Raw genomic sequence first — 21311 nt, 5'->3', positions numbered from 1 at the left:
ACCCCAGGCAAGATTTATGCTCTGCTCACGTTCTAGCAAAAAATTTAGAAGCATGGCTCAGTACAGCCCCCAAGGTTTACAAAGTTGAGATAAAACCATCCGTATTTTCATTAAGTTGGGGCTGGAATGAACCTTTTCCGCTGCCGCTACGTCGGATCTACGTCGGATCATGCAGCCTGCTCGGCAATAAGCACACCGTTTGGAGACAAATAACAGGCTGTGTCAAGCGATACAGAGTATTGACTCACTTCACTTCAAGCTAGACACAGATATGGCAAGCACAATCGTGAGTTCTGCTTTCGACGGCGTAAATGGCCTCAGAACTGATTTGCCCAACCAGGCTCGACTGCTGCTAGATTTGCAGCGGGTGAATAAAATCGCCCAGCGTCTGTCAGGATGTTTTGAAACCGAAACCGTAGCCCGTTGTATTACCGATGGCCTGGTCGATCAGTTCAGCTGCGCGTTTGCCCGCATTTGGGTGGTCGAGCCCGACCAAACTGCACTTCGGTTAGTGGCTTCCTCGGGGTTATATACCCATACCAATGGCGCGTTTGCCAGGGTGCCGATGGGGGCCTACAAGGTCGGGAAAATTGCCCAAAACCGAGTCCCCTTTCTCAGCAATCGTTTAGCTGAAGAAGCCTGGGTTAAAGATCGTGCCTGGGCAATTGAAAATGGCATTCAGGGATTTGCGGGTTATCCGCTCATGACCAGCGATCGCGTCATTGGTGTACTTGCGACCTTTAGCCGCAGTCCTATGGCGGCAGAGTTTCTAGAAGTACTCCAGGTGCTCTGCATGACGGCTACCATTGCCCTTGACGCGTCTCTCGCAGTGCAAGCAAAGACTTTCCCATCTACAGCTCCTATTCCATATCGGGCAACCCTGTCCGATCAGCTCGCTACAATTCTAACGACCACCACCATGGCACTGGTGGGAACTGAAACTCCGCTGCCTGCCTCCGTCAATCATATTTTTGTGCAGTTGGCCGAACTGCTGGAGGAATTTAACTGTGACTATGCACGACTGGTCTACAGCAACGATGATGTCGCGCTAGAGGCGCTCGTAACCATTGCAGCCGATGGTATTGCCCACACAGCCGAAGATACATCAGACCGTTGGCGATCGCGCTGCCATCAGCTGAGGTTTATGGCCACCTGCCTAGGCGGGAGTCTGCAAACTCAGCCTGGCCCCCAGCAGCAGTTGGTGCAGATTACCCTGAGAACCCCCTACAGCAGCAATTTTCTAGAGCCTAAAGTTAGCATCCAATGCAGTACCGCCTTAGTCCAGGTTGCGCTTACCTGCATGGCCTATACAGCCCGGCTCACCGTATGTGACCCGTTTGATTCAGAGGCAGTGGTTATTACTGACAGTGAGACTATTGCTCAAGCATCTGACCGCGTAATTTGGGTCAGAGTCAAAGCCTCTAGGCTTCCCTCACCTCAGGCCCAAGCTTTGATTGACTGGACGATAGATGCCGATCAGCTACGGCAGGTCGTGCAGCGCATTAGTGAGGGGCAACCTGGTGGGGGCATATCGATTGAACCTGGGGCACCACGTCCGTCAGAGCGAGAGCAAGAGATTATGGCGTTATTGGCCCAAGGGTTGCGCGATCGCGATATTGCCAACCATCTGTACATCAGCGAAAGTACCGTAAAGTTTCACATCAACAATAGCCTGACCAAACTCCAGGCCAAAAATCGCTATCAGGCCGTCTACCAAGCAGCTATTCAAGGATGGATCTAAATCCCCCGCAATCCTTCAGAAGATAAGCGAGCATAGATGGGTACAGTAAATCTGTACGTGACTTCAATAGTCCTGGTTGCAGGAGCACACCCCTATGGATGACCTTGTTAGCCTACTGGTTCAAGTTTTAATTGCCATGGTCTGCGCTTTTGCCGCCAACATCCTCATTCCTCGACGAGTGCCCGGCAAACTCTTGGGCCTAGTATTAATTGGCTTGGTCGGCGTTTTAGTCGGCCAGTGGGGGGCTGACCATCTGCTGCAACAGTACAACCTCAACCTACCGTGGCTTACCTGGAGCTTTCAGGGGGTACCCGTGGTACCTTCGATCGTTGGTTCTACCATCGTGCTCTATGTGGTCACTGCGTTTCTGAGTTGGGGCCGCTACGGCAATCGGTAGGCAGCTCTTAGCGATCGCTATATCGCTCTTCAGCCCAAGGCTCGCCGCGCTGATGGTAGCCATTGCGCTCCCAAAAGCCAGCGACTGAGTTGGCCAAAAATTCGATCCCGTTGATCCACTTCGCACTCTTCCAAGCGTAAAGATGGGGCACGACCAGGCGCATAGGGCCCCCGTGCTCTGCGGGCAATGGTTCACCAAAAAGTGTGTGAGCCAAAAAATTTTCAGGTCGGGCGAAGTCAGCTAAGGTCAAATTAGTGGTGTAGCCACCGTAACAATGCAACATCACATGGGCGGCAGCTGGGTCAACCTTAAGCTGGGCCATCAAATCGGTAACGCAAATGCCTTGCCAAGTTACATCGAGCTTCGACCAGGTGGTCACGCAGTGAAAATCAGCGGTAAAGTCAGCCTGGGGCAACGCCATCATATCGGCCCAGGTAAAGGTTTTGGGCTGGGCCAGTCCGGTGACAGCTAAGGACCAGTTGGCCTGGTCTACAACGGGTGTATCGCCGTAGGTTAGCACCGGAAACCCCTGCGCTAGATGTTGCCCTGGGGGAACGCGATGGGCTAGCTCTGGCCCCGGTTTATGAAAGAACTTACCTGCCATGGGCTATGTTACGAATCAGATCAGATTCATTGTCGCTCAATGTTCTCCAGGCTGACATCACCGCTAGAAGCACCGTAATGCCCTGGTTAAATATAAGCTACCTAACCTAGGCGGCTAAATCATGGATTAAGCGCTTCAGCCAGTGACGCGATCGCACATCGACATAGGCCTTACACTGTGCACACTGACGAATGCCCCTGACCCCAATGCGCAGCAGGTGCGAATGATTGCAGTGAGGACATTGATGTTGCTGAGCCATAACATTTAGAGAAAAGTTGTGCCAAAAAGCTAACGGGTCGCGTTAGTGGGAGCTGTTGGGGTCTTTAAGACGCCTGTTATTAGTGTGACACCGGGTGTTCGTTTGTCAGAGTGCCCAGAACCAGTACTGAAATTGTCTTGCAGACCGCAATCCTAATCCCCCAAAAAAATCGCACCCCGGCCAATAACTCGGCCAGGGTGCAGGTTCTACGCGATGTAGCAACGAGGCCTAGTCAATCTGCGCCGTCAAAGCAGTGGGCAGTTCAGCCACCGTCACCCTGGGAGCACTCATAATGTGGGCGTACAACGGAGAAGCAGGCTGGGCAGCGAGTTGAGTGGTCTGCACATGGCTGGCCACCTCGACGGTTTTAGCATCGTAGACCTGGGTAGCTAGCTTTGGATAGATCCCAATACCGATAATTGGCACCAATAGACAGGCGGCAACAAAGGCCTCCCGAGGTCGAATGTCGACCATGTTTGGCACCTTGCTCAAAACCTGGCCGGCATCACCATAGAAGATGCGGCGCAACATCGAGAGCAAGTAAATGGGAGAAAGCACAACCCCCACAGCAGCACCTACAATAATCACCGTCTTAAAGGCCGTGCTGTAGACATCGCTGGTGGCAACGCCGAGAAAAACCGCGATCTCGCTCACAAAGCCGCTCATGCCGGGCAGAGCAAGAGACGCCATTGAAGCAGCCGTAAAGAAGGCAAAGCTATTGGGCATCTTGCGAGCGATACCCCCCATTTCATCCATATCTAGGGTGTGGGTACGCTCGTAGGTGACACCAGACAAGAAAAACATAGCCGCCGCAATCAAGCCATGGGAAATCATCTGCAGCATCGCACCACTCATACCTAGGGTGGTGAAAGCAGCACAGCCGATTAGTACAAATCCCATATGTGCAACCGAAGAATAAGCCATCCGGCGCTTGAGATTATCTTGACCAAAGGCCGTCATGGATGCGTAGATCACATTCACCACACCAAGAATCGCCAACACAGGGGCAAAGTAGAGGTGCGCAGCGGGCAGCATCTCAATATTCATGCGAATGAGACCATAGCCTGCCATCTTCAGCAACACCCCGGCCAAAATCATCGATACTGCCGCAGGGGCTTCGCTGTGAGCATCGGGCAACCAAGTGTGCAGCGGGAAAATTGGCAGCTTGACCGCGAAGGCGACTAGGAAGGCCGCATAAACCAGCAGTTGGAAAGTGAGGCTGTAGTCTTTTTGGGCTAGCTCTGTCAGGTTGAAGGTGACCGTATCGCCATAAAAGGCCATCGCCAAAGCCGCAACCAAAATGAAGATAGACCCAATCGCGGTGTAAAGAATAAACTTAGTTGCTGCATATAGCCGCTTCTTGCCGCCCCAGATAGAAATAAGCAAGTACACCGGTACCAGCTCTAGCTCCCACATGAAAAAGAACATGACTAGGTCTTGAGCTAGAAAAACACCGACCTGAGCGCTGTACATCACCAGTAAGAGGCTGAAGTAGAGGCGAGGGCGACGGGTTATGTTCCAGGATGCCAAAATAGCCAGGGTCGTCACCAACCCACTCAGCACCACTAAAGGCATAGCCAAGCCATCGGCCCCCAAAGACCAGGTCAGCCCCACCTGAGGCACCCAGCTATAACTCTCAACCAGCTGCAACCCAGGTTGGCCCAGGTCATAAAAATTAGTGAACGTATAGAGAATGAGCGAGAACTCAATAAAGCCAATGCCTAGGGCGTACCAGCGCAGAGTCTGACCATTGCGGTCGGGCAGCACGGGTATCGGCAAGATTGCCAGTAGAGGCAACACAACTAGGGTCGTCAGCCACGGAAATTGCTCGGTTAGCATGACAATTCGCGTGAGTAGTACTACAACAAAACAGCTAGCGCATCTATATTCCGGTTCCAGTGTCTGCTTGAGACAGACACATACCCTTGGCGGAGCCATCGTTTGACCGACGAGCTACCGTTGCTGTTCGCGGCGGCCTACCCTAGGCGAGGAGGTCGGAGGACTTCAGCGAGCAAACCATGCCCTTGACGGGAATGACGAAAAACAAACCGGACTGCAAGATCGATAGAGATATATACCTATCTTTGCGCTCGCCTCTAGTATAGGAAACTTAATAAACTTTTGATAAGCAGTTTTTGTAAAAAATCTTGGAAGATTGACATTCAAAAGTCTGGCATGAAGACTGTACAGGCATTTAAGGCCTGTGCTCAGTTTAATTAATTAAACTGAGCACTCACATTTATGTATATCAATGCTTCGGAATCTTAAGCTTTGCAACATCTGGGGTTGAGGCCACCGCATGAGCTGTGGCTGCTGCTGTGCCTGCTTGGTTTTGCCTAAATGTTCTGCATTGCCTAGCGGGTGCCAGATCGTTCTTAGGCAATAGCTACTGGGGAAACGCTGGCTCCCTGTGTTTCGAGAGCCAGCACTCGAGTTTTTACCGATTGTCCTACCTGTTGCCAGGCCGTGGCCATGGCGTTACAGACTTGAGGGGCTTTCTGGGCTGGGGCCAAGGCCAGCAACGTCGGGCCAGCACCACTGATGACTAAGCCGTAGGCCCCTGTATCGGCAGCTGCCCTAGCGACCGTATCGTAGCCAGGAATCAGCGTTTGGCGATAGGGCTGGTGAATGCGATCGCCCATCGCGGCCTGTAGCCAGTCGCCGCGCCCCATCGCCAACCCCCGCAGCAGTAGCCCCAGATGGGCGGCATTAAAAATAGCGTCGGCACGACTGTAGGTGCTGGGGAGTACCTGACGCGCCGCCACCGTAGACAGCTCAAAATCTGGGATAGCCACGACAGGAACGATTTCTTTGTGCCAGGGGATAGGACATAGCGTGGGGGAACCGCTGTCATTCGCCACGGCAAGCTGACATCCCCCCACCAAAGCAGGCACTACATTATCGGGATGACCTTCGATAGCAATGGCCATCTCGACCAGGGCGGCTAGATCAAGGGGATCCTCGCAGAGAGCGTTGGCCCCCAGCAGCCCCCCGACAATGGCCGTTGACGAGCTGCCTAAGCCCCGCGCTAGGGGGACATCGAGATCAATTGCGATCGCCACCGCTGGCACGACAAGTCCTCGCCTGTGGAAGTAGCTGGCAAAGGCTTTGTAGGCCAGATTAGATCGATCAGTCACTACCCGCCCGGCGTCTAGCCCCTGCACCTCAATGGCCACATCTCCCGGTGCCTGGTCAAGCAGATTAAATCGGAAGCGGTTGTATAGGGTAAGCGCTGCACCTAAGCAATCAAAACCAGGGCCAATATTGGCGGTTGTGGCAGGTACAGTCACCCAAACAGATGTAGTCACCGAAAAAGTCTCCGACAGCTATGGAACAATCAGGCCCAGGATACTATCACTATGGGTGCCCATGAAGACGCCCTCAAGCCTATCTCTACAATGGGCCTGCCTCTACAATGAGACATAAAAGCTGTTTTCGGAGATGTGGGATGACGACTCAGCCATTATTTCGCGGTGCTCTAAGCCTAGGGCTAGGCATTGGCTTTAGCATGCTGGCGGCGATCGCCCCTGCCATTGCGGCACCCAACACCAAAAATTCCGCCATTGAACCCAGCGCTCAGGCAGATGAGGCCGTCCTAGGGCTACCCTTTACCGATGTCTCCCCCGACCACTGGGCCTACGCAGCCCTGCTCAATCTGGCGGGAACCTACGGCTGTATCAGTGGCTACCCCGATGGCAGCTTTCGGGGCGAAGAGGCCGTCACTCGCTACGAGTTTGCCGCCGGTATGGACTCCTGCCTGAGCGTACTTTCAGGTCTGGTGCAGCAGCAGCAAGCAGAGCAAGGGCAGGCTGTAGAGGAGCTGATTGAAGCCATGGAGCAGTCTTTGAGCGACCTGCGCCAGCTTGAGACTGAGGTACCGACAACGCCCTAGGATAGATATCTGCTAGAAGTCTGCTCGGGCTGCGATCGCGCCAGCAACCCTTTCAACCACCTCAGCGATCGGCAATGCCCCCAGCTCACCCCGGGCCCGGGTGCGAATATTGAGGGCGTTGGCCTCCAGCTCCTTGGCACCGACTACCGCCATGATCGGCACCTTGGCCTTTTCGGCATTGCGCACCATCTTGCCCAGGCGATCGCCGCTGGCATCGACCTCGACCCGCACGCCTTTAGCCAACAGCTGGTCGGCTACCGACTGGGCAAAGCCTAGCTGCTCCTCGGTCACCGGCAGCAGTCGCATCTGCACCGGAGCCAGCCATAGCGGAAAATCGCCTGCGTACTCTTCAATCAAGATGCCAATCAGCCGCTCTAGAGAGCCAAAAGGCGCGCGGTGAATCATCACCGGACGCTGGCGAGAGCCATCTTCGGCTACGTACTCTAGATCAAAGCGCTCGGGCAGGTTGTAATCCACCTGTACGGTGCCTAACTGCCACTCGCGTTCCAACGCATCCCGAAAAATAAAGTCTAACTTTGGGCCATAGAAGGCCGCTTCCCCTGGGGCTTCAAAATACTCCATGCCCAAGGTTCGCACGGCTCGGCGAATGGCATTTTCTGACGTTTCCCACACCTCATCGCCACCGATATACTTGGTCGATTCAGGGTCGCGAAAGCTAAGTCGAGCCTTAAAGTTCTTCAGCTTGAGGCTGCGGAACACCGTGAGAATCAAATCTACCACTTTGAGAAATTCGTCATCTAGCTGCTCGGGGCGCACGAATAGGTGAGAATCATCCACCGTAAAGCCCCTCACCCGAGTTAGCCCTCCCAATTCACCCGACTGTTCGTAGCGGTACACCGTACCAAACTCGGCCAACCGCAGGGGCAGTTCTCGGTAGGATCTCAGCTCGCTCTTGTAGATTTGAATATGGAAGGGGCAGTTCATGGGCTTCATGACAAAGCCTTCTTCTGCCAGGCGATCGGCATCGTTATCCGCCATGAGGGGGAACATATCTTCGCGATAGTTCTGCCAGTGGCCTGAGGTTTTGAACAGATCTACCCGGGCGATGTGGGGGGTAACTACGGGGAGATAGCCCCGCTTGGTTTGTTCATCTTTAAGAAATGTTTCTAGGGTAGACCGCAGCACCGTACCTTTGGGGGTCCACAGGGGCAGTCCCGGCCCAACATCGTCAGCAAAGATAAATAGGCCTAGCTCTTTGCCTAGCCTGCGGTGATCGCGGCGTTTCGCCTCCTCACGGCGGCGCTTGTATTCTTGCAGTTGCTCTGGGGTTTCCCAGGCGGTGCCATAGATACGCTGCAGCTGGGCTCGGGTTTCGTCGCCGCGCCAGTAGGCCCCGGCCACGCTCTCTAGGTCAAAAGCCTTGGGGTTGAGATCGGCGGTACTGGCTACGTGGGGACCAGCACAGAGATCCCACCACTGGTCGCCCAAGTGGTAGAGGGTAATGGGGTCTTGCAGGTCTTGCAAAATTTCGAGCTTGTAGGGCTCGCCCAGATCGGCAATGCGGCGCTGAGCTTCTTCGCGAGTCACGGTTTCCTGAACGACGGGCAGCCCTTTGTTGATGATCTTGATCATCTCTTTCTTAATCGCCTTCAGGTCTTGCTCAGTGAAAGGCTCAGGGCTATCAAAATCGTAGTAGAAGCCGTAGTCAATCCAGGGGCCGATAGTCACCTGCGCCTTGGGGAAGAGGGACTGCACCGCCATCGCCATCACGTGGGAGAAGGTATGGCGAATGCGCTTTAGTGACTCCGACTCACTAGTACGAGGCAGAGAGATAGGCGATAGATCTGCTGGGGCCATTGGTCAACGCTAAGGGGGCAACAGGGAGTGCGACATCTAGTGTAGCGATTATTGGGGTCACTCTTAGAAGCTAGGCCAGAGGTACGGTTATCTCCCCATCCTGTAGGAGAGTAACCTCGGGTAGCGATCGGTGCCATCAGGTATATTGAGTTTAGGTGTCGTCTGTAGCGCGTTCACCACGGCCCCGGCAGACTATTCATAACCGAGAATTGCACTTTTTCGTCCTTGTGTTATGCTATTGGCCTGAATATAGGGCTGGGTTTGCACAAGTTTCAAGTGTGTGCATTGTAGTCCTAGACCAACGTTCTCAAGAGCTTTTTAATCGAAAATATGACAGACGCAATTGCCGACCTAGTTGTCGCTCACCCAATGGTGAAATTTCAACGCCAGGTTGAGTCTTTAGTTAAGAAATCTAAAGTCGTTAGCCCTAGCGATCCAATCTGGAAAATCGCTTTCCTGTTTGGAGACGACTGGCTGCATTGGAAAAAGGAGCTGGAGGAGTTCGATTTCACCACCCAAGATCCTATCCATGAGCTGCTAGCAGTTCAATCCTGGGAAGAGGACTAGCGCGCCATCGGTTGCAACCCAACGACGACACCTAGGCTTGCGGTGCCAGATCAGGCTGTAATTTAATTCGAATTAGGATGGCTGTGATATTGTCATGGCCATTTTTTTCGTTAGCCAAATCGATCAGCTGAGCGACGCCATGGTCAAGATTTGCTTTAGAACTGAGCAAGTCGGCTATGTGGCTATCCACGTGTCGTTCGAGCAAGTCGTTGTCGCTCAGTCCATCGGAGCAGAGCAGCAGCAGCGTATCTTCAGTGATTTCGTGATAGGCGATACTGGGACTCAGGTCTTCTTTACCCCGTGGTCCAAGGGCCTGGGTAAGTTGGTAAGCATCTGGGCGGGCATAGGCCAATTCAGGCTCCACTCCTCGGTTAATCTCTCGTTGCCCTACCTCGTGGTCAAGGGTTAGCTGTCGCAGGCCCAAACGCCTGCTGTAGCTATAAAGGCGGCTATCACCCACATGCACGACAGCGACGTCGAGGTTGTGCACTAGCGCCATTACCAAGGTAGTTCCCATACGCCCTATCCCAGAGGTCGCCTGAGACTGATTGATATCAAAGATGGCCTGATTAGCCGTGAGCACTGCCTCGCTCAGGATCCCTTGGTCGGGCAGCTGATCAGACCAATGCTCGGCAAGGTAATCTCGCAGAGTACTGACAGCCAGTTGGCTAGCGACCTCGCCAGAGGCATGGCCACCCATGCCATCACACAGCACATAAAACCCCTTAGAGCGAAGTACAACCCCCTTTGGGCCACTCACTTTATGTAGCTGAGTCTGGGTAAAAAACCAGTCTTCATTGTGGTGGCGCTGCTGCCCTACGTGACTTTTGCCAGCGTCATCTAAGGTAGCCAGCTTCATCGGCAGCACCATGGTGGGTGCCTCAATAGACCAGGCATTGCCATCGTCGTCGCTGCTTTCTTGGGTGTCAAAGACAGCGTCAAAGTCGAGCTCTTCAACCAGCAGATCGGGCTCTAGGTCAGACTCTGCATTGATAGCTGATACCACTGAAGCATCCAATTCTGTATCACTCCAGTCTCTGCCTGGCGCATCGGGTTCAGGCTGCTGATAAGCCCTTGCCACTTCAGCCAAGGCGTCTTTTAGGTACTTAATATCAGTTGCTGTGCCTTCAGCTACAGCCTCGATCAAAACTTGAACCGTTGCTGGCAGGGAGTCAAAATTAACACCCAGCATCGATTGCCACATGTATCCTAAAGTTTGCAGAGACAAGGGCGGCTGATGGGCAACCTGGTCAATCTGGGTGAGGCAAAGCAGGCTATTTTCATTGAGGGTCAGTCGCTCGGCGTTGAGCAGAGTAGACTGTCCCTGCCAAGGGGCTAGAGCTTCCCAAAGTAGAGTGGTCTCAAACAACCACTGAATATGCTGTAGCGGATCATCAATAGCAGACCACCCAATACTTAGAGGCAGCCAGCTACTCCGGTTCTCAACCAACAGGATCGTGCGATCGCGGGTTTGCCAGGCATGGTGTAACTCTGGCACAGCCGGGAAATAATCAGCTTGGAGGGCTAGATAGGGATAGGCTACTGCGGGTATTTTGGTCGCTAACGGGTGGTCGGAAGGATCGAGGTCGGGAGATTCAAGCCAGGCCTGCTGCAAGGCTTGCAGAGGAGATGCCAATCTGGGCTGACAATCGATGACCGTCAACGAGGCAGCAGCGGCGACAGTCATGCCTGGGGAGCCAGGACTAATAACGCGATAGCGTTTGTCATCATCAATGTAGTGTTCGGTATCGTCTGGAGGCAGGCTAAGTGCCACTGCCCCAGGGTCAGGAATATCTATCACTCGCCACCGCTGAAGCGGCTGGCCACATCCTTCGCAGGATCGTTGTGAATCAGTATTTTGAAACTCACAGAGAGGACAGATTAGCATCCTAGCGATGATCCAAACGTTAGGCCAGCCAGCCAGTCATTAATTGCGCCTCAATCAAAGGAGCTCGAACAACTCGAAGATTGGGCGCAGGAAACCTAGCAAAGGCTCTAATCATAACCACTAAAAATGCGGAACGGTTGAGCACCCTACCCACCAGGGAAATGATAGTCACTTGTCAGGATGAGTCTAACAACCCTCGGCTGCAAGCTCATGGTAACTTACTGTTCCCACTGTGACGTGCTGAAACTATCGATTCTTGACGCAGGTAGGACAAGTCGAACACAGTTGTGTGTCGATTTTTCCTAAATCTGTAGCAGACGTTGCCGTTCGCTGGGCGTAACCAATCGCCATTGGCCAGGTTGTAGGTGATCTAGGGTGAGATGCGCGATCGCAATCCGCACCAGCCGCAACGTCGGATGCCCTACCGCCGCCGTCATGCGGCGCACCTGGCGGTTTTTGCCTTCATGTAAGGTCATTTCTAGCCAGGCAGTCGGAATACGTTGGCGGTGGCGGATAGGTGGGTGGCGAGGCGGCAATGATGGCACAGCCTGGAGCAGATTGACCTGGCAGGGGCGCGTGCGGTAGCCCTTAATGGTGACCCCCTGGCGCAATTGTGCCAGGGCAGAGGGTCGTGGCACATGCTCAACCTGCACCCAATAGGTACGGGGATGAGCAAATTGGGGATCGCTGAGGCGGTGCTGTACCTGGCCATGGTTAGTCAACAGCATGAGCCCTTCGCTATCGCGATCGAGACGCCCGACCGGATAAATCCCGGGCATCGGGATAAAATCCTTGAGCGTTAGGCGAGCGGCAGGAGCCGTTGGGGTATTGCCTGGACTGAACTGACTCAAGACGTTATAGGGCTTGTAAAACAAGACATATTGATATCCCATGCCATCATCCCAGCGCATCTAATGCCTGGACTTCCTGGGCAGCCATTCCCAATGGCTGGAGCAGACACTCCCAAACGGCCACCCCCGCAAGTCCAAGATTTTTCAGTGTCTTTAACGTACTGCAACATTTCATTGCAGCTTTTATGGAAATGTTGAGAAACACAAGCGCCTGGAGCTAGGCCGATATGCTGATCTGTATAGGATTGATTATGGCAGGACAACACCATGGACATTGGCAATAAATATCGCTTTGCTTGCACCCTGACCTTTGGAGATATCTACGGCCAGATCATTGCCTGGTTGGTGATTTTATTTATCAGCCTAGCGACCTCTCTGGCCCTGATGGGAGCCAGACAGCCCATGTACGCTCTGGCCACCGTAGGGCTGATTTTGGTACTGTCACTTCCGTTTTTGCTGTTTGCCTTCGTGACTACCCTGGTCAATCACATTGAGTTTTCTCCTGCAGAGGCTGTGCAGCCGACTGCTAGCTCGGCCAAACAGGGCGTAGCCAAGTCGGCACAGGCGTTGATCAGCTAAAGCTAGGGCGATGCTTCAGCCGGAGCAGGGTTGGGAGTATCGACCGGGTCGCTACTACCCTCAGGTACGACCTGACTTTGAAGGGCCATTTCTTCGACCTGATCTTTGTATTGGGCCGGAGCGAGTGATGTCGCTTGGGCAAAGAGAGCTTGGGCCGTATCGGCGTCACCTTGCTCCCTCAGGACTAGAGCCTTCGCCAGCACCGGGCGAAAGTCTTCTGGAGCCGCCGCGATGGTCTCGTCATAGAGAGCGATCGCCTGATCAGGGCTCTTGTTTTCGACGTATACCTGAGCTAACAGTAGCTTGACCGACGTTACATCTATGCCAGCTGCCGCCCCTTCTGACTGCAACTGATCGGCGGTTTTAAGGGTGTCTTGCAACAACCCAATGGCGGCCTGGGGGCGACCTTGCTGCACCAGCAGTACAGCGAGGCCCTGTAGGGCGTTCATATCGCCGGGCTGTTGGTCAAGCACCTGACGATAAATTTGGGCGGCACCTTCCAAATCATTCATTTGCTGCTTTGTCTGGGCTAGCAGCACAGCATAGTCGGGTACAGCTGGATTTAGTTCTACCAACTTTTCTAGGGGGCCGACGACGCCCTCGATATCATCGAGCTGAATACGGGCATCCACCAGACCCTGGAGGGCGGTCTGGTTATCGGGTTCACGCTCTAGTACCAATTCATAGCCTCGGGCCTGGGCCTCTAGCTCAGCTTGGATAGAGTCAGGATCAGCGGGTGCCGTCGCATCAGCCGTGTCACCGCTGTGACGGTTCCCGGTTCCCCCTAAAATTGGCAGCAGCGATAGCGATAAAAACGCGCCCAGGGCCAGAATTAAAACGGTGCCGACGAGCCAACGATTACGGTTTGCGGTCACAGGTGTACCTCACAGAAGAGCATTAGAATCGCACCATCGGTCAAAGCGCGATCGCAAAAGTTCAGGCCAATGATTCTAGCGCCTCAGCCGCCAGCTAGCACCCGACCTCAGGCAAACTTGACAGATGCCAGGGTTACAGTAGCAAACAAGTCGGCAAGAAATTAAGAAACAATGCGGATTACCAGGCGTCAGGGATGGAAATTAAAGTAGCTGCCTTGTAATCCTGCGCGACAGCCAGTGACCTACCTGCCATCTTATGCGCCAGTCAGCCCGGCAACGTCCACTGATAAAACGCTACATAAGCGCAGGTTAGGTTAATCTCGGCTAAACATTGCCCCTCAACGTCACGTTAAAGGGTGAATGTTACGCTAGGCTTACAGGCTAAGTCATGCGCAAGCTTGCCGTTGCGCCGGGTAGCTGGTTCATATTGAGAGTAGATCGGTGGTGTCATGGGTTCTACAGAGCAAGACGCAGTGAAGCAAGACGTTACAGCAGATGGAGAGGTTAACCAGGGGCCGGTCGAGCGACCGCCGCTGAAATCGCCACCTCAGCGTCCGGTTCGTCCGGTTCGTCCGGCTGTGGCTCCAGAGTCTCAGCCAACCGCAGTCAAGCCTGCGGCCAAAGTATCTAGCGCTCCCCCTGCCGCTGTGGTCGCTCTTGAGCCAGATCCCGCTACCTATCGCTATCAGCCCATTGCGCCCCCTAGTGAGCCCATGCAATATCGGGCCATTGGTTTAGTGCGGGGCACCTACGAGCCCAGTGAAGCCGACCAACTGAACCGCGGCAATCTAACCACCGAAGATGGCCATGTCATTGACTCAGTGCTGTTGGGGCGCATTACCAGCCTGGTGAAGAAACATATTGATCTGACCGCTTCCCACCTTTGGGTTGTCTATCCTCGCACTCGCCGTGAGCTCGACAACGACGATCAAGATTTGCATCTGCAGATCGTTGGCGTTTGGGAACCCGAAACCTTAGGCTTACCTGGGGAAGATCCGGGTAGCGAGGATGAGGGTACTGAAGATGACAAAAAGTCAGCCGAAAAACCCGAGCTGACCGATCTACCCCCGGTAGACGACAACTTTTTCTCCATTCGTGGCGAGGTCATCAAGTACAGTCCGGAGGACAAATGCATCGCCGTTAAGATTCTTCAGGGAGTCAGGCGCACCCCGGGAGAGTCTAAACCCTTTAAACTCCTGCTCCACGGCACCATTGAGGGGCGTACAGTGGGCTATTTTTGGGATTTTAAAGTGAAGCGCGAGGCCAAAATCCTGGTCTTGAGTGAAGCCTCCATGGTGGGCATCGTGCCGCCCAAGAAACGGGCTAAAGGTAGTAGCGGGGCGCGCCGTGGCCCTGGACCACGCGGTGGGGGCAGCCGACCGCCCATGCCTAGCCGTCGCCCCACCGGCATCAAAGGCAGCGATCGCCCTAGAAAGCGGGAAGACAAGCCTGAGAACATTGCTGAGTAGTCCGTTAGCTCCCCAGGGCGTCTTGGGGCAAAAAAATCCGATCTCGAGGCAAAGAGGCTACTGGGTGGGTGAGTTCAAAGGTTCCAGCCTCGATCCAGCCTTTGAGTTCCGCCGCTACCTGGCGGGCCAGGTAGATACTGGCCAAGGGTGCGGTGCGTACGGGCTGGCCCTCAATGGTGATTTTGCCTGACTTTAGCTGGGCATAGCTGACCAGGCCAAAGGTAGGGCGTACCCGCCGGGGAATTGAGAAATCCATCACGGGTGCCACTATATCAGCGTCCTGCACAGCACAGTGGGCGGCCACCTGCTCGTTGAGCACCGGGATAGGCACCCCCACACCGAGCATGAGGGAGGGCCCATACCCCTTAAAGTAGCAACCTCGTACCCACTGGGCCTGCATCTGTTTGGCATCGCCAATCAGAGCCAGAGTGGCAGCCGGGCCAATCGGGGTGCGATTGGGCAATCGTCGCTGTAGGGGAAAGTGCTGGGTTCCTTCCCAGGCTACATAGCCAATGCTGCCGCCCAGAAAAATGCGGCTACCGATGCCAATCACCTCTAGATCAGGGTCATTGAGCAGCGGTGAAAGCGCGCCGAGATTGGCGTACACAGCATTGCCCAACCGGGGTTGCAGTGGGCCAAGATAAGTACTCAGAGGGCGATCGCCGCCGTTGACCCCCACAATAAAGTTTTGATACAACCCCCTCGGACTGTAGAGATAAAACTGGTTGATGCTGTCGCGGGTGATAGTGGTCTCTAGGGCGGTGCGCGGGTAGCAGTCGGTACCATGGCCGGTAGCCTGAAGCTGGACGCTGCGGCCAGCCACTAAATCCGCAATTACATGACCGCCGCCGTGCTCACGCATTTCTTCGGGATCCCCGAGGTCTGCGCCGCGCCCAGCTACCGCCGGCTGACTCGCTCCCAGACACACATCTACCGCCCCAAATCCCGCGTAGGCAGGCACTCCATCGAGGTAGCACTCCAGCAGTTTGATGGGCGGGTCAGTATGGCCCAGGTTGAGCATGGCGCCCGAAGATTCCATCGGCTCAAAGGTACCGGTAACTACCACATCCACGGCCTCAGCGGCAGCCGCAATCCCCTGTTCCTTGGCATAGGCCTTAAACGCTTCGGCAGTCTGCACCGCTGCCGTGCCTTCACGAATTTTAGCATTAATGCCATCAATGGTTCGCATAGGGCAGATCCTAGGTCTGGGAAGACGAGTGACGCCGCAGCCAGAACAACCCGCCCATCAGCACCGAGGGGAACAGGAGTAACGCAACCACGAGCCCGAGAGGGGGGTTATTTTGGCCGACTTGGGACTCAGCTAGCAACCTAGGTAGCCCATATTTAATCGCCACACCGATAGCCCCGGAGAGGGCCACGACTTTGACCACAAAGCTGAGATTTGAGCGTGTCATAATTGAGTTTTACGCTTCGCGAAACGGGCCCTCGGGGGATCGCCTTACATTCAAGCAGCACCACTCCTGTCGCCGCCATAGGGTAGCCACCACCCAGCCATGCTGCTCTAGCGTATCGGCCACCAGCTTAGACTGGTCAAGCAATATGCCGCTTAAAATACCCCAGCCATCGGGGGTAACCAGGGTATGCATCTGGGGAATCAGATCCATGATCACCTCGGCCAGAATGTTGCACACGATGCCATCCACAGGGGCAGTAATGGCCTGGGCGATCGCCTCTAGGCTACCGTGCAAAATCGGCAGCTGATCCTCCGTTAACCCGTTGAGCGCGCGGTTGCCCCTAGCTGAATGCACCGCCAAATCATCAGTATCTACCGCGTAGGATTTTTTTGCCCCCAGCAGCAACGCCCCAATCGAGAGAATGCCAGACCCACAGCCAATATCGGCAATGGTGACATCGGTTCGTTCGTAGATCAACCGCATTTCAAGCGACTCTAGGCAGAGCTGGGTGGTGGGATGGTTGCCGGTGCCAAAGGCCACCCCCGGATCGAGGCGCAGCACCAGCCGCTCATTACCGGCAGGTGGCTCTAGCCAGGCGGGGGTGATCAAAAAGCGATCGCCAATGGGCTCTGGTTGCCAATGGTCTTTCCAACTCTTTGACCAGTCTTCTTCATCAATCAAATGCCAACTAATGCGGGGCAGCATCAGATCGCTACAGAGGGCATCCTGCTTGATCAGCAAAGCCATGGCCGACAGATCCAGCAATTCGAGGCGATGCTGGGGAAAATACGCCTCTACCACGCAGGCAGATCCTCGCTTTTGGGTAGACGTACCCTGGCTGCCAAAACTGTCAAACCGCCAGAAGACCGTATCTTCTAGGGCCGGATCACACAGTACTTTTACTTCCCACCAGGTATTGACCACAGTCATGCCAGCGGTTGCCTCGCAACAATTACAATCGAACCAGTAGCCCAGTTCGTACTTCAGCGAGAGGTCTCAGGTAAGCATAGTCAAAAACTACACTCCACCATTCCTCAGCGCTACGTCTGTGCTCATCCTACAGAGTTTTCCTATCCCTAGAGGTTAACGGTATAGGCATCGCGAATACCTGGCACCTTAAGAATCTCAGCCAAGATCCCTTCCGGCAGCGGATCGTCTAGACTCAGCACCATGACCGCGTCACCGCGCACAATTTTGCGGCCCACCTGCATGCTAGCGATGTTGACATTAAAGCTGCCCAGCAGCGAGCCAATTTTGCCAATAATGCCTGGCATATCTCGGTGCAGCGTGAATAGCATGTGTTGGGTAGGCGGCACGTTAATGGGAAACTCATCGATATCGGTCACCCGAATTTCACTGCCTCCCAAAAGCACGCCAGTCACCGAGTGTTCACCCAGGCTGCCCTGGGCGGAGAGGTTCAGCGACCCAGTATAGTCACGGATATCGGCGTCGCGGGTCTCAATCACGTGGATACCCCGCTCCTTTGCCTCAATGGAAGCATTGACATAGTTGACCCGTTCTTGCAGCGCGTGGGAGAGTAGGCCCTTGAGCGCTGCCACCATAATTGGCTGAGTATCGCCCCCGGCAATATCGCCCTGGAGACGCACGGTGAGTTCTTCTACCCGACCACCCGCCAATTGCCCAACCAGATTGCCCAAGGTCTCGGCCAGTTGCAAGTAGGGGCGCAGTTTTTTCATCACCTCTGGGCGCAAACCGGGAATATTCACGGCAGAGCGAGCGGGCAGGCCCAGCAGCACATCGCGAATTTGCTCAGCCACATCCGTAGCCACGTTGATCTGAGCCTCCTCAGTGGAAGCCCCGAGGTGGGGGGTCAAAATAATCGACTTGCCTAGCTCCCGTAGTTCAGACTCGCCCAGGGGTTCAGACTCGTATACATCCAGGGCTGCCCCGCCAATAGTGCCCTCTCGCAGAGCCTTGGCCAGCGCCGCTTCATCGATAATGCCGCCCCGGGCACAGTTGATGATTCTCACCGTGGGCTTCATGGTGGCCAGGGCCTTTTCATCGACCAGATGAGTCGTTTCTGGGGTCTTGGGCAGGTGCAGAGTAATGTAATCTGCTTCGCGAAACAGCAGGTCGAGATCGACCAGTCGACAGCCCAACTGTTCGGCCCGATCGGCAGAGATAAATGGGTCGTAGGCCAGCAGCTTCATGCCCATCGCCCGTGCTACCGAGGCCACGTGGGAGCCAATTTTGCCCAGGCCCACTACACCCAGGGTTTTCTTATAGATTTCGACCCCGGTAAAGTCTTTGCGCTTCCATTCCCCGGCTTTGACGGAGCGATCGGCACTGGGAATGTAGCGCGACATCGACATCATCATCGCCAGGGCATGCTCAGCAGCGGCGATGGTATTACCCTCTGGGGAGTTAACCACCACAATGCCTCGCCGAGTGGCTTCAGGCACATCTACATTGTCAACACCGACCCCGGCTCGACCGATAATCTTCAGGTTCTGCCCGGCATCAATGACGGCTTTGGTCACCTTGGTACCAGAGCGAATCATCAGCGCGTCGTAATCGCCAATGGCTGCCACTAACTCTTCGGGGGAGAGGCTGGTGTTAACATCCACCTGAGCCACTTGGGAGAGAATATCGAGGCCCGCCTGATCAATGGGGTCAGAAACTAAAACCTTGGGCATGGATAAGCCATAAAAATGTCACAAGGATCTACTTTACTCCAAAGGTGCAGCTGAACATGAGTATGGACAGCACTTTTCGGGAATAGGGGGAGCGGAAAGGGCAATATTAGGGGTGGTGCTATCGCTGGACGCCCCCGCAGGACAGCAATAGGTCAATCATAATAGGTCAGGAAAGCGCGGGTTTCGATCGGGTCTCGATCGCATCCTCAACAGCGCGAAAGCAGTCAGAAATAACCACGTTGGAGAACAGAAAGCCGTCGGGATCGGTCAGCCGTAGACGGCGAATTGTGGCCCAAGTCTCCCCATCCACTACCACTAACCCGTTTTGGACATGGGGCTGGAGCGTCTGGTAAAGAGTGGGCCACAGACTAGCCGGGCAGTGCGATCGCAGGTCGTCCCCATCAAGCCCCTCCTTCAGCCGTAGCCCTACCATCAGCCGATCCAAGAGCTGCTCCATAGGCGGTGTTGCTGGCTCGCTGTAGGTTCCTCCGGCCTCCAGAAACGCCGTGACCCACTGGCGGTAGGTGGCTAGGGTGCGGGGACGACTCACCCGCTGATGTTGGGTATAGCTGGTCGCCCCGAGGCCAAAGCCGTAGTAGGGCTGATTGCGCCAGTAGGTCAAGTTATGTTGACATTGGTGCCCCGGCTGGGCATAGTTCGAGACTTCGTAGTGGTCATAGCCGTGGGATGTGAGGCAGGCTTGGGCCAATCGATACATCGTGGCCGTTTGCTCGTCCGTAGGCAGCGGCGCGGCCCCGGGCTGATAGCGTTTGGCAAAGACGGTCTGGGGTTCCACCGTCAGATCGTAGATTGAGAGGTGATGGGGCTGGAGCGCGACGGCCTTCGACAGTCCGGTTTCCCAGTCGGTCAACGTTTGCTGGGGCAAACCAGAGATTAAATCAAGGCTCCAGTTTGGCATGGCGACCTGGTGCAGCCAGTCAACGGAACGGTAGACGTCGGCAACTCGATGGTAGCGGCCGCAGCTTTCAAGGGTGCTGTCATCCAGCGCCTGAACGCCCAGGCTAATGCGGTTAATCCCGGCGGCGAGATAGCCCTTTAGATGCCCCAAGTCAAAGGTACCTGGGTCCATTTCCATGGAGATTTCGGCGTCAGGGGCGATACCGAAATGCTGGTCCAGCTGGTCCAGGATGGTTTCGAGTTGGGAAACCGAAAGCAGCGAGGGAGTACCGCCGCCAAAGAAAACGGTTTGCAGGGGGCGATCGTTCAACACTGGGGTGGCCGCGATCTCCTCACAGATCAGCTCCACATAGCTCTCTACCGTGCCCGAGGTCTCGCCCCGCCGCTGGTTGCCGAGTACAGAGATAGGGAAGTCGCAGTAAAAGCAGCGGCGGCGACAGAAGGGAATGTGAACGTAGGCAGCGATCGGGCTGGTAATCATGGGTTGGCTGTCCCTGAGGCGCATGAAGAAAGGGACGCATCTTAAATCACGCTAACACTATCGCCAACCTTGAGAACCTGGCCCCCCTGAGCCGCGATCTTAGTGTTGACCGCCAGTCGATAAAAGTGATTGAAGCGCTGGCGGGGTGCCCACGCTGGCAGGGTGGCGTTGCGCTGCTGAATGAATGTTTTTTGAAAGTTGGGGGTGGCGGCACCGGAAAAAGCGTTGCGGGTGGGCACAATACAGCGCTGGCAGGGGTTGATTCCATCCAGTATCACAGACCCAACCGCAAACCTGACAGGAGCCGGGTCGGGGCCAAAGAGCTGGTCTTCCCAGAAGGCGGGCACGCCGTCAATTTCTAAGTTGGTGCGAAATCGGCGGCGCGTCTCCTCTAGCGTGAGGCTATACCAAGTGGCAACGGCTTGCAGAGTAGCGGTGCTGATCAGCGTTGGCCCAGCAGCATCAGTATCGTCAGGAAAGCCCAGGTCACGGTTTTCTTGTAGGATGACGGGCTGTTGAAAGTAGTCACTTAGCCAGGTTTCTAGCCCTTGACGCTGTTTCTGAAGGTGAAACGTAGCGGTGGACGACTCCCCGTCGATGGCCAGGGTGATTGTCTCGCCAGGCTGAGAAAATGTGGACCGCAGGCGGTGGATGGCGGCGTTGCGCTTGCCGTTGATGAAGCGATTCTGGCTGTCGAATAGGGCGTAGGTGCGATCGCCCGCCAGCGCCCCGCTAGCCAGCACCGTAGCCTGGTCAACCGAAACCCCATCCAGCGACTTGAGCGGAAAAATATCAATGCGAATCAGATAAGGTGTCATGTAAGTTTGCCGTCTGGCTAGTAGACTGCGGCTTAAGTGTGGCGACTATGCGAGGGAGCGGGGGAGCGGGGGAGCGGGGGAG

At 55.0% G+C, this 21311-nt stretch carries 20 protein-coding genes; 6 read left to right on the top strand and 14 right to left on the bottom strand.

The features are described from left to right. Window positions 1-271: 271 nt before the first annotated feature. Both IQ254_RS32535 and IQ254_RS14125 read left to right on the top strand, forming a co-directional pair. Complete coding sequence (locus IQ254_RS32535) at window positions 272-1741, top strand: LuxR C-terminal-related transcriptional regulator (protein WP_193966797.1); 1470 nt, start codon at window positions 272-274, stop codon at window positions 1739-1741. Window positions 1742-1835: 94 nt separating this feature from the next. Beyond that, window positions 1836-2138 (top strand): hypothetical protein, encoded by a 303-nt coding sequence (locus IQ254_RS14125; protein ID WP_193966796.1) that lies wholly within the window; start codon window positions 1836-1838, stop codon window positions 2136-2138. 7 nt (window positions 2139-2145) lie between these two features. Here the strand turns inward: IQ254_RS14125 and IQ254_RS14120 are convergent, their stop codons facing one another. The 4 genes from IQ254_RS14120 to thrB all read right to left on the bottom strand — a co-directional run bounded on the left by IQ254_RS14120 (window position 2146) and on the right by thrB (window position 6309). Beyond that, on the bottom strand, window positions 2146-2742 hold the full coding sequence (locus IQ254_RS14120) for a sulfite oxidase-like oxidoreductase (protein ID WP_193966795.1): 597 nt from the start codon (window positions 2740-2742) through the stop codon (window positions 2146-2148). A gap of 106 nt (window positions 2743-2848) precedes the next feature. Beyond that, window positions 2849-3001 (bottom strand): hypothetical protein, encoded by a 153-nt coding sequence (locus tag IQ254_RS14115; RefSeq protein ID WP_193966794.1) that lies wholly within the window; start codon window positions 2999-3001, stop codon window positions 2849-2851. A gap of 228 nt (window positions 3002-3229) precedes the next feature. After that, complete coding sequence (locus tag IQ254_RS14110) at window positions 3230-4840, bottom strand: NAD(P)H-quinone oxidoreductase subunit 4 (RefSeq protein WP_193966793.1); 1611 nt, start codon at window positions 4838-4840, stop codon at window positions 3230-3232. Window positions 4841-5376: 536 nt separating this feature from the next. After that, window positions 5377-6309: a homoserine kinase gene (thrB, locus tag IQ254_RS14105; RefSeq protein WP_193966792.1), complete on the bottom strand. Its 933-nt coding sequence runs from the start codon at window positions 6307-6309 to the stop codon at window positions 5377-5379. Window positions 6310-6449: 140 nt separating this feature from the next. Between thrB and IQ254_RS14100 the strand changes: the two genes are divergently transcribed. Beyond that, the gene (locus IQ254_RS14100; RefSeq protein ID WP_228040680.1) at window positions 6450-6893 is read left to right on the top strand and encodes an S-layer homology domain-containing protein; all 444 of its coding nucleotides are present in this window, start codon (window positions 6450-6452) and stop codon (window positions 6891-6893) included. Window positions 6894-6905: 12 nt separating this feature from the next. On the opposite strand, the gene thrS is transcribed toward IQ254_RS14100, so the two are convergent. Further along, entirely contained in the window at window positions 6906-8711 is a 1806-nt protein-coding gene (thrS, locus tag IQ254_RS14095; RefSeq protein ID WP_193966790.1) for a threonine--tRNA ligase, read from the bottom strand. A 330-nt stretch (window positions 8712-9041) separates the two neighbouring features. Here thrS and IQ254_RS14090 point away from each other — a divergent pair, with 330 nt between their 5' ends. Beyond that, window positions 9042-9278 (top strand): DUF4327 family protein, encoded by a 237-nt coding sequence (locus tag IQ254_RS14090; protein WP_193966789.1) that lies wholly within the window; start codon window positions 9042-9044, stop codon window positions 9276-9278. Between the two features lie 31 nt (window positions 9279-9309). Here IQ254_RS14090 and IQ254_RS14085 read toward each other — a convergent pair whose 3' ends face one another. After that, window positions 9310-11079 carry a serine/threonine phosphatase gene (locus IQ254_RS14085; protein ID WP_193966788.1) on the bottom strand — a complete coding sequence of 590 codons (1770 nt, stop codon included), beginning with the start codon at window positions 11077-11079 and terminating at the stop codon, window positions 9310-9312. A 389-nt stretch (window positions 11080-11468) separates the two neighbouring features. Further along, complete coding sequence (locus tag IQ254_RS14080) at window positions 11469-12059, bottom strand: pseudouridine synthase (RefSeq protein WP_193966787.1); 591 nt, start codon at window positions 12057-12059, stop codon at window positions 11469-11471. A gap of 225 nt (window positions 12060-12284) precedes the next feature. Here IQ254_RS14080 and IQ254_RS14075 point away from each other — a divergent pair, with 225 nt between their 5' ends. Beyond that, a complete protein-coding gene (locus IQ254_RS14075) occupies window positions 12285-12596 on the top strand; it encodes a hypothetical protein (RefSeq protein ID WP_228040678.1) in 312 nt (103 codons plus the stop codon). A gap of 2 nt (window positions 12597-12598) precedes the next feature. Here the strand turns inward: IQ254_RS14075 and IQ254_RS14070 are convergent, their stop codons facing one another. Further along, complete coding sequence (locus IQ254_RS14070) at window positions 12599-13471, bottom strand: tetratricopeptide repeat protein (RefSeq protein WP_193966786.1); 873 nt, start codon at window positions 13469-13471, stop codon at window positions 12599-12601. A 449-nt stretch (window positions 13472-13920) separates the two neighbouring features. Between IQ254_RS14070 and IQ254_RS14065 the strand changes: the two genes are divergently transcribed. After that, window positions 13921-14940 (top strand): hypothetical protein, encoded by a 1020-nt coding sequence (locus tag IQ254_RS14065; protein WP_193966785.1) that lies wholly within the window; start codon window positions 13921-13923, stop codon window positions 14938-14940. A 4-nt stretch (window positions 14941-14944) separates the two neighbouring features. Here IQ254_RS14065 and IQ254_RS14060 read toward each other — a convergent pair whose 3' ends face one another. The 6 genes from IQ254_RS14060 to IQ254_RS14035 all read right to left on the bottom strand — a co-directional run bounded on the left by IQ254_RS14060 (window position 14945) and on the right by IQ254_RS14035 (window position 21229). Next, window positions 14945-16129, bottom strand: coding sequence for a homocysteine biosynthesis protein (locus IQ254_RS14060; protein ID WP_193966784.1), 1185 nt, complete (start codon window positions 16127-16129; stop codon window positions 14945-14947). A gap of 10 nt (window positions 16130-16139) precedes the next feature. Then, the gene (locus IQ254_RS14055; protein ID WP_193966783.1) at window positions 16140-16355 is read right to left on the bottom strand and encodes a hypothetical protein; all 216 of its coding nucleotides are present in this window, start codon (window positions 16353-16355) and stop codon (window positions 16140-16142) included. 9 nt (window positions 16356-16364) lie between these two features. Beyond that, a complete protein-coding gene (prmA, locus tag IQ254_RS14050; protein ID WP_193966808.1) occupies window positions 16365-17279 on the bottom strand; it encodes a 50S ribosomal protein L11 methyltransferase in 915 nt (304 codons plus the stop codon). A 152-nt stretch (window positions 17280-17431) separates the two neighbouring features. Then, entirely contained in the window at window positions 17432-19012 is a 1581-nt protein-coding gene (serA, locus tag IQ254_RS14045; RefSeq protein ID WP_193966782.1) for a phosphoglycerate dehydrogenase, read from the bottom strand. Window positions 19013-19178: 166 nt separating this feature from the next. Next, on the bottom strand, window positions 19179-20411 hold the full coding sequence (gene hemW, locus IQ254_RS14040; RefSeq protein WP_193966781.1) for a radical SAM family heme chaperone HemW: 1233 nt from the start codon (window positions 20409-20411) through the stop codon (window positions 19179-19181). 41 nt (window positions 20412-20452) lie between these two features. Beyond that, on the bottom strand, window positions 20453-21229 hold the full coding sequence (locus IQ254_RS14035) for an MOSC domain-containing protein (RefSeq protein ID WP_193966780.1): 777 nt from the start codon (window positions 21227-21229) through the stop codon (window positions 20453-20455). Between the last annotated feature and the right edge of the window lie 82 nt (window positions 21230-21311).

Source organism: Nodosilinea sp. LEGE 07088 (assembly GCF_015207395.1).
Taxonomy (GTDB): domain Bacteria; phylum Cyanobacteriota; class Cyanobacteriia; order Phormidesmidales; family Phormidesmidaceae; genus Nodosilinea.
This window is presented reverse-complemented; position numbering and strand designations above follow the sequence as displayed.